This window comes from uncultured Photobacterium sp., assembly GCF_947039875.1.
In the GTDB taxonomy this organism is placed as follows: Bacteria; Pseudomonadota; Gammaproteobacteria; order Enterobacterales; family Vibrionaceae; genus Photobacterium.
On record NZ_CAMRAN010000032.1, the window covers coordinates 1 to 17,604 of the forward strand.

The 17,604-nt window shown below is 41.6% G+C and carries 17 protein-coding genes; 8 read left to right on the forward strand and 9 right to left on the reverse strand.

The annotated features are described in order from the left end of the window. From Q0V26_RS11965 to rpsU, 4 genes are all read right to left on the reverse strand, one after another. Positions 1-494: RNA polymerase sigma factor region1.1 domain-containing protein (locus tag Q0V26_RS11965; protein WP_297481884.1), on the reverse strand; the 494-nt coding region annotated here is incomplete at its 3' end. Between the two features lie 92 nt (positions 495-586). Beyond that, positions 587-2,344: a DNA primase gene (gene dnaG, locus Q0V26_RS11970; protein ID WP_297481885.1), complete on the reverse strand. Its 1,758-nt coding sequence runs from the start codon at positions 2,342-2,344 to the stop codon at positions 587-589. A 130-nt stretch (positions 2,345-2,474) separates the two neighbouring features. Next, the gene (locus tag Q0V26_RS11975; protein ID WP_297481886.1) at positions 2,475-2,918 is read right to left on the reverse strand and encodes a GatB/YqeY domain-containing protein; all 444 of its coding nucleotides are present in this window, start codon (positions 2,916-2,918) and stop codon (positions 2,475-2,477) included. 31 nt (positions 2,919-2,949) lie between these two features. Continuing rightward, on the reverse strand, positions 2,950-3,165 hold the full coding sequence (gene rpsU / locus Q0V26_RS11980; RefSeq protein WP_005301411.1) for a 30S ribosomal protein S21: 216 nt from the start codon (positions 3,163-3,165) through the stop codon (positions 2,950-2,952). A 249-nt stretch (positions 3,166-3,414) separates the two neighbouring features. On the opposite strand from rpsU, the gene tsaD reads away from it, so the two are divergent. Continuing rightward, positions 3,415-4,431: a tRNA (adenosine(37)-N6)-threonylcarbamoyltransferase complex transferase subunit TsaD gene (gene tsaD, locus Q0V26_RS11985; protein WP_080158581.1), complete on the forward strand. Its 1,017-nt coding sequence runs from the start codon at positions 3,415-3,417 to the stop codon at positions 4,429-4,431. Between the two features lie 71 nt (positions 4,432-4,502). Here tsaD and plsY read toward each other — a convergent pair whose 3' ends face one another. Next, positions 4,503-5,117 (reverse strand): glycerol-3-phosphate 1-O-acyltransferase PlsY, encoded by a 615-nt coding sequence (gene plsY / locus Q0V26_RS11990; RefSeq protein WP_297481887.1) that lies wholly within the window; start codon positions 5,115-5,117, stop codon positions 4,503-4,505. A 251-nt stretch (positions 5,118-5,368) separates the two neighbouring features. Between plsY and folB the strand changes: the two genes are divergently transcribed. Genes folB through Q0V26_RS12005 form a run of 3 tightly spaced genes read left to right on the forward strand, consistent with a single transcriptional unit; the run spans position 5,369 to position 7,054 of the window. Further along, positions 5,369-5,722 carry a dihydroneopterin aldolase gene (gene folB, locus Q0V26_RS11995; RefSeq protein ID WP_297481888.1) on the forward strand — a complete coding sequence of 118 codons (354 nt, stop codon included), beginning with the start codon at positions 5,369-5,371 and terminating at the stop codon, positions 5,720-5,722. Further along, positions 5,722-6,195: a 2-amino-4-hydroxy-6-hydroxymethyldihydropteridine diphosphokinase gene (gene folK / locus Q0V26_RS12000; RefSeq protein WP_297481889.1), complete on the forward strand. Its 474-nt coding sequence runs from the start codon at positions 5,722-5,724 to the stop codon at positions 6,193-6,195. Before folB ends, folK begins: the two co-directional genes overlap by 1 nt. Before the next feature lie 55 nt (positions 6,196-6,250). Next, the gene (locus Q0V26_RS12005; protein ID WP_297481890.1) at positions 6,251-7,054 is read left to right on the forward strand and encodes an undecaprenyl-diphosphate phosphatase; all 804 of its coding nucleotides are present in this window, start codon (positions 6,251-6,253) and stop codon (positions 7,052-7,054) included. Positions 7,055-7,113: 59 nt separating this feature from the next. Here the strand turns inward: Q0V26_RS12005 and Q0V26_RS12010 are convergent, their stop codons facing one another. Then, positions 7,114-8,343, reverse strand: coding sequence for a multifunctional CCA addition/repair protein (locus Q0V26_RS12010; RefSeq protein ID WP_297481891.1), 1,230 nt, complete (start codon positions 8,341-8,343; stop codon positions 7,114-7,116). A gap of 244 nt (positions 8,344-8,587) precedes the next feature. Here Q0V26_RS12010 and Q0V26_RS12015 point away from each other — a divergent pair, with 244 nt between their 5' ends. Beyond that, positions 8,588-10,204, forward strand: a complete 1,617-nt coding sequence (locus Q0V26_RS12015; protein WP_297481892.1) for an AAA family ATPase — start codon at positions 8,588-8,590, stop codon at positions 10,202-10,204. Beyond that, positions 10,204-11,166: a general secretion pathway protein GspB gene (locus Q0V26_RS12020; RefSeq protein ID WP_297481893.1), complete on the forward strand. Its 963-nt coding sequence runs from the start codon at positions 10,204-10,206 to the stop codon at positions 11,164-11,166. Before Q0V26_RS12015 ends, Q0V26_RS12020 begins: the two co-directional genes overlap by 1 nt. Before the next feature lie 99 nt (positions 11,167-11,265). On the opposite strand, the gene Q0V26_RS12025 is transcribed toward Q0V26_RS12020, so the two are convergent. From Q0V26_RS12025 to Q0V26_RS12035, 3 genes are all read right to left on the reverse strand, one after another. Beyond that, positions 11,266-11,877 carry a TIGR04211 family SH3 domain-containing protein gene (locus tag Q0V26_RS12025; protein ID WP_297481894.1) on the reverse strand — a complete coding sequence of 204 codons (612 nt, stop codon included), beginning with the start codon at positions 11,875-11,877 and terminating at the stop codon, positions 11,266-11,268. 115 nt (positions 11,878-11,992) lie between these two features. Further along, entirely contained in the window at positions 11,993-13,258 is a 1,266-nt protein-coding gene (locus Q0V26_RS12030; protein ID WP_297481895.1) for an inorganic phosphate transporter, read from the reverse strand. 31 nt (positions 13,259-13,289) lie between these two features. Continuing rightward, the gene (locus Q0V26_RS12035; RefSeq protein WP_297481896.1) at positions 13,290-13,970 is read right to left on the reverse strand and encodes a TIGR00153 family protein; all 681 of its coding nucleotides are present in this window, start codon (positions 13,968-13,970) and stop codon (positions 13,290-13,292) included. A gap of 185 nt (positions 13,971-14,155) precedes the next feature. On the opposite strand from Q0V26_RS12035, the gene Q0V26_RS12040 reads away from it, so the two are divergent. Together Q0V26_RS12040 and Q0V26_RS12045 are read left to right on the forward strand one after the other, a co-directional pair. Beyond that, the gene (locus Q0V26_RS12040) at positions 14,156-15,670 is read left to right on the forward strand and encodes an inorganic triphosphatase (protein WP_297481897.1); all 1,515 of its coding nucleotides are present in this window, start codon (positions 14,156-14,158) and stop codon (positions 15,668-15,670) included. A 264-nt stretch (positions 15,671-15,934) separates the two neighbouring features. Continuing rightward, positions 15,935-17,527, forward strand: a complete 1,593-nt coding sequence (locus Q0V26_RS12045) for a methyl-accepting chemotaxis protein (protein WP_297481898.1) — start codon at positions 15,935-15,937, stop codon at positions 17,525-17,527. Positions 17,528-17,604: the final 77 nt, after the last annotated feature.

Consider the following 17,604-nt stretch of genomic DNA (forward strand, 5'->3'; position numbering starts at 1 on the left):
AAGCCTGAAATGATATCAGTTAGACGAAGTTCATCGGCTTCAACTTTGTCAAACTGCTCAAGTAAATGAGCGATTGCTGAAGGGTATTCAGCAACAGAGCATTGAACTTGGTTTATACCATCTTCAATGCGTTTTGCGATATCAATTTCGCCTTCGCGAGTAAGAAGTTCAACCGTGCCCATTTCACGCATATACATACGTACTGGGTCTGTTGTGCGACCGATCTCGCTTTCTACGCTTGATAATGCTTGCGCCGCTGCTTCAATGGCGTCTTCGTCGGCATTATCTTCAGTCATCATGAGTTCATCGGCATCAGGGGCAGTTTCAACTACCTTGATACCCATGTCATTAATCATTTGAATAATGTCTTCAACCTGATCAGAATCAACAATATCTTCTGGTAGGTGGTCATTTACTTCGGCGTAGGTCAGATAGCCTTGTTCCTTGCCTTTAGCAACAAGTAACTTTAGCTGTGACTGCGGATTTTGCTCCATAGACGGTATCCAACTTCGGGTCTGAGTGATAATTTAGTATGCAGAGTTGCAAACCAGTCATTATAACAAATTTCTTAATTGTTGACTACTTATTAGGCAGGACGATCCAATAATAAGGATTGTAATTCCTGCTTTTCTTCGACTGATAAGCCGACAGTTCTTGATTTAGTCTGCAACTGTTCAATTTGTTGATTAACACATTGAATAATAATTTTATCCATTGCGTCTAAAAATACATCGAGGCTGTTGTCTTCATCATTTGACAACGGTAGCTCCCACGCGGCAAGCCGTGCCATCATGGCTTCATTCTTGGTGCCACGCCAATATTCTAAAAGCTGTCCAGTGCTAATATTGGGATTGTTTCGGCATTTATCAACTATAGATAGCAATAAATTTAATCCTGCGAGCTCAATAACAGCAAATGCGTCCATATCAAATTCAAGTTGTTGCACAAAGTGTGGGTGCTGAATCAATAATGCGATAACTTCTCGCATCGGTGTACGCTTAATTTGTACTTGGCCTACCGGTTTAGTGATTTGACCATGCTTTGATAATAGTTGTTGTAATTGTGCTTCATCAGGTAAGCCGAGTTTTTTACCCAGTAACTCCCGCAAGTATAGTCGCAGAGTGCCACCTGGTACTTTATCAATTAAGGGAACAGCGAGTGTGGTGAGTTTCGCTTTACCTTCACGGCTACTGGTATCAATTTGAAGCATTAAGCTATTAAACAAAAATTCTGATAGCGATGTAGCTGCATCAATGCGCTGTTCAAATTGGGTTTTACCTTCGGTGCGAATACATGAATCTGGATCTTCGCCATCGGGTAAGAACATGAACTTTAATTGACGACCATCGGTTAGGTAAGGCAATGCTTGTTCCATCGCACGCCATGCAGCTTCTCGTCCAGCACGATCGCCATCGTAACAACACACTACAGTGCTGGTTTGACGGAACAGGCTTTGAATATGATCGCCTGTGGTTGCGGTTCCCAAAGAAGCGACCGCATAATCAACCCCAAATTGGGCTAAAGCTACCACATCCATATACCCTTCAACCACCATGATTTTTTCAGGTTCACGGTGGGTTTGTAATACTTCATATAGTCCATAAAGCTCTCGGCCTTTATGAAAAATATCGGTTTCAGGGGAGTTAAGGTATTTTGGGGTGCCATCACCTAATACTCGCCCCCCAAAGCCAATTACACGTCCTCGACGATCATGGATCGGAAACATCACTCGTCCACGAAAGCGGTCATAACGACGACCTTGATCATTTTCGATCAGCATTCCGGTATTAACAAGTGCTTTTTGCGATTCATTATCACGCCCAAAGCGAGTGCGAACCATGTCCCATTGATCGGGAATAAAACCGATATTGAATTTTTTTACAATATCACCCGATAAACCACGTCCCTTGAGATAATCAACCGCAATTTGAGTATCTTGCGCCCGTAATTGTGATTGATAAAACTGTGACACTTGGCCCATGAGTTCATAGTAATTTCGTTTGTCTGCCGCTTTAGGGCCACGAGGTGCATTGGTACCATCGTTTTCTCGTGGTACTTCTAAACCTAGTTGTGAGGCAAGCTCTTCAATAGCATCGACAAACTCTAACCGATCATACTCCATCACGAAATCAAGTACGTTGCCATGAACACCGCACCCAAAACAATGATAGAACTGTTTTTCCTGACTTACCGAAAAAGAGGGTGTTTTTTCGTTATGGAAAGGACAACAGGCACCAAAATTCTTACCTTGTTTTTTGAGTTTTACACGCGCGTCAATGACATCGACAATGTCGTGTCGAGAGATTAAATCATCAATAAATGAACGCGGTATTTTTCCTGCCATAACAAAGCAAACAACCTAGAGTAAACAAAAAGAGTGTAACGGTTAGACCGTTAAAAATGGGATTATCAGATACAAACAAGCCGTGCATTCAAAAAGAATAGCACGGCTTGTTGCAGAATAAGAGGAGTGATTAGCCTAACTTGATTTTCACCAGTTTGCTAACAATCCCCATATCGGCACGACCCTGAATTTGCGGTTTCAGTACGCCCATAACCTTACCCATATCTTGCATGTTGACAGCGCCTGTTGCAGCAATAGCTTCATCCATCAAAGCAGAGATTTCATCTTCACTTAATGGTTGAGGCATAAATTCTGCTAAGACACTGATTTCAGCATGTTCAATATCAGCAAGATCTTGACGGCCTGCAGCTTCATACTGCGCTACAGAGTCACGACGTTGCTTCACCATTTTGGTCAAAACTACCAATACGTCGTCATCGGAAAGAGTGATCTTTTCGTCAACTTCGCGTTGTTTAATTGCAGCAAGAACCAAACGGATAGCACCAAGACGAGGTTTATTCTTCGCCTTCATCGCCGCTATTTGTTCGCCTTTAAGACGTTCAATAAGAGTCATTACGCGATCCTTCTGTTTAATAATCTAACGATTAGTACAGACGAACGCGACGCGCGTTTTCGCGAGCCAATTTCTTCAGGTGACGCTTAACTGCCGCTGCTTTAGCACGCTTACGTACAGTTGTTGGCTTTTCGAAGTGCTCACGACGACGAACTTCAGAAAGGATACCTGCTTTTTCGCAAGAGCGCTTGAAACGACGTAGTGCTACGTCAAACGGTTCGTTTTCACGTACTTTGATTACTGGCATGTAATACTCACCTCAGAGTGATTCGGTTTAATACTGACGTTCAAAGTGTCAGATGATTAAAATGGTGCGAAATTCTAATCTGATTTGGGGGTATTTGTAAAGCATTCTACGCCTATGAACTGGTTAATTTGTGTTAACAGCGGTAACATGGCATCCAATTACTCCCTTATAAACCTGTATCAATTATCGGTTGTTGTTGAAACTAGGCTGATTTTTTAGATTAGGTCCCAGAATAGTATAGAGGCTGTTATGCGTATATTGGGCATTGAGACCTCCTGTGATGAAACAGGTATCGCAATTTTTGATGATGAAAAAGGTTTATTGGCACATGAACTTTACAGTCAAGTAAAGTTACATGCTGATTACGGTGGTGTTGTTCCTGAGCTAGCGTCACGTGATCATGTTAAAAAAACCATTCCCTTAATTACGGCAACCTTGGCGGCTGCGGGCTTAACGCCAGACGATCTTGACGGTGTTGCATATACTGCCGGTCCTGGCCTTGTTGGCGCGCTACTAGTGGGCGCAACAATTGGTCGTAGTTTGGCGTACGCATGGGATTTACCTGCGGTTGCCGTACACCATATGGAAGGTCATTTATTGGCTCCGATGTTGGAAGATAATCCACCTGAATTTCCTTTTGTGGCATTACTGGTTTCTGGCGGACACACCATGATGGTAGATGTGCGTGGTATTGGTGATTATAAAATTCTTGGTGAGTCAGTCGATGACGCGGCGGGTGAAGCTTTTGATAAAACAGCGAAGATGATGGGGCTTGATTACCCCGGTGGTCCGTTACTGTCTAAAATGGCTGAACAAGGTACACCAGGACGATTTAAGTTTCCACGGCCAATGACAGATCGTCCAGGTCTTGATTTTAGTTTTTCAGGATTAAAGACATTTGCAGCGAATACGATTCGTGGCAATGATGATGATCCACAAACACGTGCTGATATTGCGTATGCGTTCCAAGACGCTGTTGTTGATACGTTAGCGATAAAATGTAAGCGTGCATTAAAGCAAACGGGTTATAAGCGCCTAGTGATTGCTGGAGGTGTGAGTGCAAACAAATCATTACGTCAACAGCTTGAAACCTTGATGAAAGGCATGCATGGCCAAGTGTTTTATCCACGTACTGAATTTTGTACCGATAATGGCGCGATGATTGCTTATGCTGGTATGCAACGTCTAAAGAATAATGAATTGATGGATCTTGGTGTTAAGGTTTATCCACGTTGGCCTATCGACCAACTGAAGCCGGTTGCTTAACAATAAATATGCATTAATTCAAAAAAAAGCGAGAACATATGTTCTCGCTTTTTTGTGTTTTTTCTGTGTATTTATTGCTTTTCGTTACTTTTTCGGGAAAATTTCTGCCATATTTTTGTTTCGTCACCGTCGAGTAAACGACGAATATTATCTTGATGGCGAAAGATAATTAAGCAAGACAGCATCGCGACGGGCATGGTGTATTCAGGTTTGACCATCCATGTCATCAGTGGTGCAACAAGGGCGGTAATTAACGATGCGAGAGATGAATAACCGGTTAATGTAAGTGCTGATATCCAAATAATAATTAAACCACCACTGAGATCCCAGCCGATAGGGGCTAATGCACCAAGTGCGGTCGCGACCCCTTTACCGCCTTGAAAATGGAAGAAGATGGGGTAGATATGGCCAAGGCAAGCTGCGATACCTATGATGCCTAATAGGAAAGGATTTAAGCCTAAAAAGTAGCTTACCCAAACAGGGATCATGCCTTTTAAAATATCAGCAACTAACACTAATATGGCAGCTGTTTTACCTCCAAGGCGAAGGACATTGGTTGCGCCCGGATTAAGTGAGCCATGGGTACGAGGATCGGGAAAGTGGTACAGTTTTGAAATTAATACTGCACTGGAAATAGATCCTAATAGATAAGCCGCAATGATCATCAGTAACGCTAATGGTGTCATGCAATATTCCGGTTATTTGAAAGATAAGTGGCACTATTTACGGTCGTTAAATGTTAGCTGGATCTTATCTTGATCAATATTGGTACTGATAAATATCAGCGTGTTTATGGCTGTGATATAGTCATAATTATGGTCAGCATTCAATGTGTTGTTGACCTGTTAGCGAGTGTTCTTGCTAACTTACATAGCCTGATAATACGCGCTTTTGTGTGTATTAGGTATCCGACCTCTATCAAAATTAGCGATTAAATATGGACACGGTATTTATAGAACAACTTGAAGTTATCGCCACTATTGGAGTGTATGACTGGGAACAAAAAATTAAGCAAAAATTAGTAGTAGATTTAGAGATGGCTCACGATAATCGTCCTGCAGCCATAGCTGATGATGTTAATTTAGCGTTAGATTACTCAATGGTTAGTGCTGCGGTTACTGAACATATTACCCAAGGGCGTTTTTTGTTAGTTGAACGCGTTGCAGAAGATATTGCTACTTTGATTATGGCGCGCTTTACAGTGCCATGGATTAAAGTGCGGGTGACCAAACCGAGCGCCATTGCTAATGCAGCTGGAGTTGGGGTTCAAATTGAACGAGGCATTAAGTAGTGATCACCGCTTATATCAGCATTGGCAGCAATATTGATCGCGAACATTATTTACCCGCAGGCGTTGAGGCGGTGGCACGGTTGGCGAGTTCATGGCGTATGTCACGTATTTTTGAAGCAGAACCTGTTGGTTTTAATGGTGATAATTTCTTTAATAGTGTCATTGAAATAAAAACGTCATTGTCATTAGCGACTCTGCAGCAGTCACTAAAAGAGATTGAACGTCAATTCGGACGACCTGAAAATACCAAAAAAAATCAAAGTCGTACCATTGATCTCGATATTTTACTTTATGGTGATGTTATCTGTGAGTGCTCACCAATAATACCCAGATCTGATCTGTATAAATTTGCTTTTGTGCTTTGGCCTATGAGTGAGTTATGTCCTGAATTAGTTATTCCTGGACAGCAACAGACGATTGCGGAGTTATGGCAAAATTTTTCTTCTCAACAGTCATTGTGGCCTGTTGAATGATATTATGTAAGTCATTGCTTGTAGTAATATATATAATCTAAATTAAGGATAATGAATGAGTCACTTTGAAGCAATTATGCTTGCCCTGTTACAGGGATTAACAGAGTTTTTGCCTGTATCGAGTTCAGCCCATCTTATTTTACCGTCAGAAATCTTGGGCTGGTCAGATCAAGGGTTGGCATTTGATGTTGCAGTGCATGTGGGAACATTATTAGCGGTAATGATTTATTTTCGTAAAGAAGTTGTTACGCTACTTGGCGCATGGCTAGCCTCAATTTTTAAACGTCAACATAATGCTGAATCTAAATTAGCGTGGATGATTGTTATTTCAACTATTCCAGCCTGTATTTTTGGCTTGTTGATGAAAGACTTCATTGAGATGTATTTGCGTTCTGCGTGGGTTATTGCTTGTACAACGATTATTTTTGGCTTGCTGTTATGGTGGGTTGATAAACATGCTAAGCAGACTGACAATGAATACCAAACCACATGGAAAAGTGCGATCTTAATTGGTTTAGCTCAAGCTGCCGCTATCATTCCTGGTACGTCTCGCTCTGGTGCAACCATGACAGCCGCTTTATACCTTGGTTTTACACGTGAAGCAGCGGCACGATTCTCATTCTTAATGTCGATTCCTATTATTCTACTTGCTGGTGGGTATTTAGGTCTTAAGCTAGCAACAGGCACTGAGCCGATTGATATCAGTAATCTAAGTATTGGTATTGCTGTCTCGTTTATTAGTGCGTATGCATGTATTCATGTGTTTTTAAAATTAGTGACACGTTTAGGTATGACGCCGTTTGTTATTTATCGTTTAATCTTAGGTGCTGGTTTATTCCTGTTTTTATTATCTAAGTGATTGTAAATAAAGATTTATAAAAAAGCCGACATCATGTCGGCTTTTTTATCGTTCAAATGCTAGCGTCTGGTTCGTTGTAAATATTCATCAACCGCATATGTGCGGGCTTGCGCTAATTGTTGTTTGATTTCAGCGCCAGTGAACCCCGCGGCAACAATCGGGGCAACGGGTACTGCTTGAGCAATATCAAAAGCGGCGATGGTAATATCAGCTTGTGGATAAGCGGTCTCTTCTAAACCTTGGCGGCCACGAGCATCAGCTCGACAGCATAGTGCTAGTTGTTCAACGCGCTGGGGTTTTCTCCACGCATCTATTTGATCAAATATTGAAATAAAAGTACTGGCTCGCATTTCTTGAGCATGATGAATTTTGGTATGCTGGGCACAAACCAATAAGGCTAAATCCCGATAATCATTCGGTACTTTGATGCGCTGACATAACTGTTTAATTGGTTTGATACCATCTCGACAATGGGTTTTATGGTGAGGTAAATCCTCTTTAGGAGAGAGTGCTTTTCCAAGATCGTGTACTTGGGCTACAAAACGAATAGTTGTATTATCACTAAGTAAAGCGGCTTGCTTTGCTACCAGCAAGGTGTGAATGCCACAATCTATTTCAGGATGCCATTTTTCTGGTTGTGGTACGCCAAATAGCGCATCGATTTCTGGCATAATTACTGCCAAAGCACCACATTGACGTAATACGCTTAAAAAGATCTGTGGATCATTGCTTGAAAGTGATTTGTGCCATTCAAGCCATACTCGCTCTGGAGTTAAATTTGCTAATTCACCGCTGACGACAATTTCTTGCATTAATGCCATGGTTTCAGCGGCAATGGTAAAGCCTAAGTGAGCAAAGCGGGCGGCAAAACGAGCGACGCGTAATATTCGTAGTGGATCTTCACTAAATGCAGGTGAAACGTGACGTAAGATCTTATTTTTGAGATCATGTTGACCATGGTAAGGGTCGATGAGTTGTCCCTGTTGATCTTGGGCAATAGCATTGATGGTTAAATCACGTCGTAATAGATCTTGTTCAAGGGTAACATCGGCTGCGGCATAACAGCTAAAGCCAGTGTAACCATGGCCTGACTTTCGCTCGGTGCGTGCAAGGGCATATTCTTGTTTGGTTTGAGGATGAAGAAAAACCGGAAAATCACTGCCAATTTGCTCATAACCTAATTCAAGCATGGCCGTTGGCGTGGTGCCAACAACAACCCAGTCTTGATCTGTTATAGGTAAGCCTAATAAAGTGTCGCGAACAGCACCACCGACAAGATAGGTTTGCAATGAAGACTCCTTAATACCACGCAGGGCTAATAGTTGTAAGTCACAATGAAAAAGTCACCATTATCACAGCATGATAATGTTAATCGGTATTATTTTTTTAACCAATATACACTAGTTTGTTGATGTCATCATGATAGCAAATATCGCTCAGCAATGAGAGTTTGTCAGTACTAAGTATTTTTATGTTATTGATGATGTTATTGATAATTTATTCCTAAATAATTTTAAGTATTAGAGTATAGATATGTACCAAGATTTTTTTGGCATAAATGAAGCACCATTTTCAATTGTGCCAAGCGCCCGTTTTCTCTATCTCAGTGAGCGCCATCGAGAAGCGTTAACGCATATGTTGTCAGGACTCACCGATGGTGGTGGTTTTGGCTTATTAACTGGGGAAGTGGGAACAGGAAAAACAACGGTACTGCGAGCGATGATTTCACGATTACCGCAACAAGCGCAAGTGGCAGTGATCCTCAATCCCGCTTTATCATCGCATGATTTACTGGCCACTATTTGTGATGAATTAGGGTTATCCTATCGCGATGAAGCCAGCTTTAAGCAATTAACCGATATTATTTATCAGCATCTTATTGCTAACCATGCTGCAGGCCGGCAGACATTATTGTTAGTCGATGAAGCCCAACATTTGATGCCTGATGTGCTAGAACAATTGCGATTATTGACCAATTTAGAAACCGATAGCCGCAAATTATTAAAAGTTGTCTTGATTGGCCAGCCAGAATTACAGCAGCTATTGCAACAAGAGCGGTTACGTCAATTAGCACAGCGGATCACTTCTCGTTACCACTTGCTGCCATTGACTGAAATTGAAGTCAGTGAATATATTCGTTACCGTCTTAATGCGGTTGATTGCTTATATTCGGTATTTAATGCCAATATTGTCAGTTATATCGCTAAACAAACTCAGGGAGTGCCACGGTTAATTAATTTAGTGTGCGATAAATCGATGCAGTTGGCCTGTCAGGGTGGTACTCACAGTGTGACCAAAGCAATGGCGGTTCAAGCCTGTGAAGATATATTGAGTTGGCAAGTACCGTCAGTCACTTCGTCACGCTTAAGCTTAGCATGGCTGCCATGGACAATAGCAGCGGCACTGTGTGGCGTGATGGCGACAGTGGCGTGGCAATATTGGCCTCAAACTCATACTATTACACAATCTTTGGCTGCTGTGTCTTCTTCGCAAGCGACAGCAACAGATATGGTACCGTTAAAAACGGCAGTAGTCAGTACTGAAACTCGATTAGAGACCGCTATTAATGATAGTCGTAACCAACGTAATGCGATGCAAAGTCTGTATCAATTATGGGGCTTTGATACCGCATTGAATCAAGCAACATGTGCGACGAGTTCTCGTATTGCATTGACATGTTTTTCTGGTTCAACCTCTTTAACACGTTTAGGGTTAATTAATCGACCAGTGATCGTGACGCTAAAAGATGGTCAACAACAACCTTTTTATGCGGTTGTGTATGCGATTACAAATGATCGAATTGAGTTATTATTAGATAAACAACGCATTTCAGTAACCCCTGCATGGTTTGAGGCGCGTTGGAATGGTCACTTTAGCTTGTTATGGCGTCCACCACTTGGTAATAAAACCACGATTCGGTTTGGTCAAAGTGGAGCGCGAGTCGCATGGTTAAATCAACAGTTAAATACTTTCTTAGGTGATGATGGCCCGCAAGTCAGCTATTTTGATCAAACGATACTTGATAAATTACGTCGTTTTCAACGGGCGCAAGATATTACCGCTGATGGTATTGCAGGTCCGATGACGCTAATGATCCTTGATTCCGCACTTAATCTTCCTGGGCCTACGTTACAACCGGAGCAAGTCTAATGTCTCAGTTATTAACGGCATTAAAACAATCAGATAAAAATAATGCTAGCCAATCAAGTGTTGGTCATGCTGATGAGGAGACGGTGAAAATTGTCCATCCAATGCGGGCAGTTAAAGCTCAGCAATCTCGAGTGAAGTGGGTGATGCCGATTATTATTGCATTATTACCCGCAGCTTCGATTGTGGCATATAAGGTCTATCAGCAACATGCTGACGCTGTAACAGTAACAACAACGCATCAATCTTCATTAGCAACCGTAGCGTTACCATCATCAGTGTTACAAGCACCGAAGCAACAAGCGTTAGACACAGAGTCTGCTGCAGTAAATGCTGATATAATTTTCATGGCGTATCCAGATATCGTGACAGAGCCGTTACCAATCAGTGATGGTCTATATGTAGCTTCCCCTGCTTATCAATTATCTTCAAACGTTGAGACTTATAAGACTGAGCCGCATGAGCAAGAGCGAGATCTTGGTCCTAGTGATGATCTACAGATAGATACTGTTCAACATGTCGCTAAAGTGACATCCACTAAAGATGATCCTTACAAGCTCGATAACCTTGATTTATCAGGGTTATCACCGGATATCGCGGCAAAGCTGAAATCAGCCATTGTGGCAACGACTGGGGAACATTATCAAGATAGCGAGGTTGATCGTAGTAAAGCTGACCGTAATGCGATTAAGCACCACTCAAAGGTAACTAAGGCTTCTAAAAGTAAAGTGACTCCAATTGGTTTATTACCGGCTACGGTGCAGCGAAAGTTGCCTAAGATGAATTTTAATCAGCATATTTACTCTTCTACACCAGCTAAACGTTGGGTTAAAGTCAATGGTAATGAACGTCATCAAGGGGATATGATTGCTCCTGGCGTTAAGCTAGTTAAAATTGAATCACGAGACGTTATTCTCACATTTGATGGTTATGAAATTAGTATGCCAGCGTTATCTGAATGGTAATTTATGCGAAATAAAAATTAAAAAAGGCAGCGAGTTCGCTGCCTTTTTTTATTGGTATCTGCTGTATTTATAATATTATTATCTGTTATTTAGAAACGATTATGCCCAGCCATTAGTACGCTTGCGACGACGAGGGGTAATATGGGGTAGTATTAATCCTAGTAGCAAACCAATCCCAGCAACGATGCCACCGTAAGTGAACCATTTCATTAATAAGTCATCTTTTTGAGTATCAATTTTGGCTCGTAAACTACGGACTTCATCTTGAGCAATGGTTAACTCATTTTGTAATTGCTCATTACGTGTTTCTAATTTATTAATCTGGCTATTACGTTGAGCTAGGGCGCTATTTAAATCACTATTTTTGTCGTCATTAGTCGTCAATGCTTCTGCTAGCCTGGCTTTAACTGTGGTTAATTCAGCTTCAAGTGCGGGTAGACGTTCTTGCAATGCAATATTTGTTGAAATGAATTTAGATTCAACCCAGCCAGTACGGCCTTTAGTATCTGTAATACGACTATAACCGTTATCTTTTTTTAATAGCGTAACAGGTGAGCCTGCATTAATGCTACCGATGATACGGTATTGGCTGCCAGGGCCTTTTAATAAATAGGTAAATAAGTTATCAGAAATATAATGGGTTTTTTCGGCATTAGCTATTGGGCTAATTAGTGTCAAACAGAGCAAAAAAAAGCTTATGAAGTGTTTCACTATCGAATCCTTGATGAACCTGAAATGGTTAGAGATCGAGGATAGTAAAGGCTTTAAATGGAGGGAGCAAGAAAAGAGAGAGGGTGAGACCTCTCTCTTTGAACTTGGCCACTATTTAACTAAAAATTGCTTGTATAATGTAGAAGAAAATGACAGCAAGGAATGCACCTGCTGGTAATGTTACAATCCACGAAGCAACGATGTTGCGAACAACACCTAGGTTAAGAGCGGCAATGCCGCGAGCAAAACCAACCCCCAATACCGCACCAACAAGTGTTTGTGTGGTTGAGATTGGTAAACCTGTACCTGATGCTAGTACAACAGTCGATGCTGTTGCTAACTGAGCAGCAAAGCCACGGCTCGGTGTTAACTCAGTGATGCCTGTACCTACGGTAGCCATTACTTTATGGCCAAGAGTAGCTAGACCGATGACGATACCAATACCACCTAGTGGAAGGATCCACCATGCGATTTGGCTTTGAGCTGCAATTTGTCCTGAACTTTCAATGGTTGAAACAACCGCTGATAGAGGACCAATCGCATTTGCTACGTCGTTTGAACCATGGGCAAATGCCATCGCACATGCAGTAACAACCATCAATACGCTAAATACACTTTCAACACCGGCATAACCATTGCTGTCCACTAGATCGTCATCAGCATATTTACGCTGAATGTAGAAGTAACCTACAACCATAACGATAAATGAAATAGCAATAGAAGCAATCCAAGCTTCACCCGTAGTCAGATGCAAACCTATATGTTTCAGACCTTTCTTAATTGTTACCAATGCAATGACCATCGCTGTGATAAACATATAGACAGGAACGAAACGTTTTGCATTTGCCATCGGGTTATCAGTATCAAAGATTAATCTCTGAGCACTGATGAATATCAGATACGCAAATATACCAGCAATAAACGGTGTAATTAACCAGCTACCTACAATACCTTGGATTGAATGCCAATCCACTGCATTGGTGCCAACAGACACGCAAGCAAAACCGATGATAGCACCGATAATTGAGTGTGTTGTTGAAACAGGCCAGCCCATAAAAGAAGCGACAAGTAGCCATGTACCAGCAGCAAGAAGCGCTGACATCATGCCAAAAACTAGGGTTTCAGGGTGGGCTGCATATAGAGAAGTTTCGATAACACCCTTACGAATAGTATCGGTAACTTCACCACCTGCAAGATAAGCACCTGCAAATTCAAAAATCATCGCGATGATGATCGCTTGTTTTACTGTAAGTGCTTTTGAACCAACTGAAGTACCCATGGCATTGGCAACATCATTTGCACCAATACCAATCGCCATCAAAAGACCAAAAAAAGCTGCCACTCCGATTAATAGAGTGCCGTAGTTAGCCAGGATTTCCATTGTAAAACCTTGTTTTGTTAAATTCCCGTTATTAAGAACGCGAGAGCATAATTTCTAAACGTGAGCCGACCCGCTGTGCTTGATCAGCAATTGCGCCTACCCACTCGAGAATTTTGTACAGGAACATGACATCCACCGGGCTGTGTTGGTCTTCGATGGACATTAATTGTTGACGTAATGTAATCTGCATTGCATCGGTATCGTCTTCGATAACATCTAGCTGATTAATCATCTCGGCGACAAGAGTCACTTCTCTGCCTTTGAAACCAGTTTCGAGTAATTCATCCAATTCGTTGATTACACGACGAGCTTGATCAGCCGCGTCTAAGCAACGTTGAATATATGCCACGAAGTCTGGGTACATGATAGCAGGCATTTGTAGCTTACGACCTAAGACTCGACCAGCGATATCTTTAGAGAGGTTAGCGAGTTTATCCTGCTGGGTTAACAGTCCTAACATATCAGTACGATCTACTGGCATGAAAAGACCACGAGGAAGCTTCAGACGGATCTCACGCTTGAGGACATCCGCATCTTTTTCAAGTTGCGATATCTGTTCGCGTAAAACGGCCGCCTTTTCCCAATCTCCAGCATTACATGCCTCGAAGAACGGAATAAGCAGATCACAACACTCAGTTACGCGAATAACATGGCGTTGTAGTGGTTTGATTGGGGATTTTGCAAAGAGCCCCATTATTGTATTTACTGGCATAGCCGATCAACCTAAAGAGCGCCCGAATAAGGCTAAATCTTGAGCGATGGTCATTGAATCGCGCATTTTAACGTATTAAAGAGTATAGTGGAACTAGTTTAGATCAAGGTTTTATTGATATTTCTCACTTGCCCTTGAGTGAATAAGCAAATATCCTTGGTTTGCCACCGTTTATAGGTATAACTATGGAAACCGAGATAGAACTGAAGTTTTTTGTCTTACCAGAATTTTCAACTCAGCTGGTGGATAAAATTTCCGCAGCTAAAATTCTGCAACAGAGCCGTCGAGAGCTGGGTAATATTTATTTTGACACTCCCGATCAAGCATTGCGCCAGCATGATATTGGGTTACGTATTCGTCGTTTTGATGATGTGTTTGTACAAACGTTAAAAACGGCTGGCCGTGTTGTTGCTGGATTACATCAGCGTCCTGAATACAATATTGAAGTTAATAGTACTGAACCAAGTTTAGCGCTTCATCCCACAGATGCTTGGCCTCATGACTTTGATGTTGTTGCTATTCAGCAGCAAATTCAGCCATTATTTAGCACTGATTTTACTCGCCAGCAATGGTTAGTGGCAATGCCAGATGGAAGCCAAATTGAATTAGCGTTTGATCATGGTGAAGTGAGTGTTGATGATAAACGTTCGCCAATTTGTGAAGTAGAGCTAGAGCTTAAATCGGGTCAGACAGACGCTTTATTCACTTTAGCGCGTGAATTATGCGTTGATGGTGGAATGCGATTAGGTAATCTTAGCAAGGCTGCTCGTGGCTATCGACTTGCTGCTGATTATCAAGGCGACCCTATCAAGCCATTAGTTTTTGTTAATACTACACTTCAAGATTCGGTTGAATCTGCGTTCATTAATACACTTGAACATGCGTTAGAGCACTGGCTGTACCATGAACAGATTTATATGGAACGCCAAGAGCCGCAAGCACTGGTACAAATATCACAAGCGTTAAGCCTATTACGTCAAACTTTTGCAACCATTGGTGGCATTATTCCACGTCGTGCAAGTGCCTTATTACGCCAAGAATTACAATGGTTGGAAGGCGAGCTAACGTGGTTAGAAGATGCCAATAGCATTCAAGCGCTGATTGATGATAAAGCCTATGTATTACGTAAGCTAAATGCCCGTAAAGAGTTGCAGCAGCAATTAGAGCTACGTTATCAAGATCTCCCAGATAGTGACGATATGATCCAATTAATGCGCTCCGCGCGTTACTGTGGGTTATTACTCGATTTAAGCCGCTGGATTTTAAGTCGTGGTTGGCAGCCATTTCTTGACGATAAATCACGCGACAAACTAGCCGCATCAGTGAAAGCATTTGCAGATAATATGCTGACCCGTTCATGGTCTGAATTGCTTGATGTTTTTCCCGCTGAACGCGAACTGAGTCGTATTGATTATCTTGATCAAAAACCGCGTTTATTACGTAATTTGATGAGTGGCATTGCATTTGCTGGGTTATACGATGAAGAGCGTCGTACTTGTTTTAGAATGCCATGGTTAGATTTATTACAAGGTTTAGAAGATTTACGTGGATTAGAGCCTATTCGCCAATTATTGCCTTTATTTACAGGGGATGATTTAGCGCAAATGCAAAAGTGGCTGCAACGTCAGGAAGAATCATTATTGCATGCCATGAGTCAGACTCGGCAGATCAGTATTGAGCTAACCCCTTACTGGCCATAATTGTAATACGTTACATGTAATGAGTTTGTGTTAAATATTAACGCCTCGCTTTATGCGGGGCGTTGTTGTATCTACGAGTATAACGTGTGGGACAGATCATGTTTTGACGTATCTTTCGAAGGGATGATTAAATATTTACCCGTAAATGTCGATAAGTAGTGAAAGAGTGGAGCAATGGTGCTTATTGATGACATTACTGGCTTACGAATAACATCATCATTTTTAATGTGAAGGGTGTAAACGTTAGCGATACGGAGAAAGTAAATGGCAACGCTAGAGTTTAAACCTTGGGAAAAGTGGTTAACCAACCTTAAATTAACCCCTAAACTTATTTTACTGATGATGTTTAGTACGTTGTTATTAATTGGTAAACAATTGTGGGATGCGGAATTATTCTATCAATCGGTTATCGCGACTCAACAAAACAAAGTGCAGCAATTAGCCCAATCAAATGCGTTGATGCTAACAAGCTTAGCCGCTACCAACACTCAATCGTCAGCGTTAAATCCCTCTCAATTATCCACTGAAATGAGCAAGCATAGTGTATATGTTGTTGAATATAAAAATGATAATGTATTGGTGGAATCCAAATTAAATCAGGTTATTAGTATCAACCAGCCATTGGAAGAAGGACTGACATTAAGTCAGTTGCTACGTGATACGAAGCTAAATAATCAGCCATTTACGCGACAAGATAATGATGGCTATGGGTATATAGTTAAATTACCTGCGTTACAGTTAGCGGTTATTAGTTACCAAACAAATGCATTGGCTGCGGGTTATTATCAACAGTATTTGGGACAAATTGTGTGGCAAACATCATTAATGGTGGTGATTTTTGTGGTGGTGTTATTACTCGCATCGCGGATTATGTTGCGTCAAATCGGTGGCTTAAAGCAAAGTATTCAAGCATTCGCCAATAATGATTTGTCACAGCCGATAGCCATGAGGTGTCGTGATGAATTTGGTGAGTTAAGTTGTGAGCTTGAACAAAGCCGTTGTCAACTTAAAGCGGGATTGATTGCTCAGCGGCTGGCTGCAACGACACTATTACAGTCAGCAGAAATGATGTCATTAATGATGGAGCAGACCAAAGAATCATCTCAAGAAGAATTTGCTGAAATTGATCAATTAGCATCAGCAATGGCGGAAATGACATCAACAGTACAAACCGTGGCAGGTCATGCTCGTGATGCATCTAATGCGACCTTAAATACCTCAGAACAAGCGGCAACAGGGCAACAATTTGTGAGTCGTACCATGATGACGATTAATCAATTGTCGAATGATATTACTCAATCAGCCGCCGCCGTTAATCAAGTGGAAACCCGTGTTGATAAAATAAGTTCAGTGATTGTAACCATTCAAAGTATTTCAGAACAAACTAACTTATTAGCACTTAATGCAGCAATTGAAGCCGCACGCGCAGGGGATGCTGGGCGTGGGTTCGCTGTTGTGGCTGATGAAGTACGTAATCTTGCACAACGCACTCAAACAGCGACGGTTGAAATTCAAGATATGATCACTCAATTACAACAAAGTGCTCAACAAGCGGTGAGTTTAATGGAACGCAGTGTTATTGAAGCGGATGAAGGGGTTGATCTCGTTACCAGTGCTGGTGGCGAGTTAAATAAAATTGTTGAGCAGATTCAAGGTATTAATGATATGAACTTTCATATTGCAGCCGCAGCTGAACAGCAAAGTGCGGTGGCTGATGAAATGAATATTAATCTGACAAATGTACGAGAACTGGTTGATGGATCGGTTGGTGTAGTGACTGAGTTGGCGCAAATATCAATTGATATGCAGCATCAAACTATTGATTTAGAATCGAAAATAGACATATTTAAAGTGTAAATAAAATGCGTCATATTGAATAAAATAAAATTATAACGCCCATCAGTTGATGGGCGTTTTTATATGCTAAATTAGAG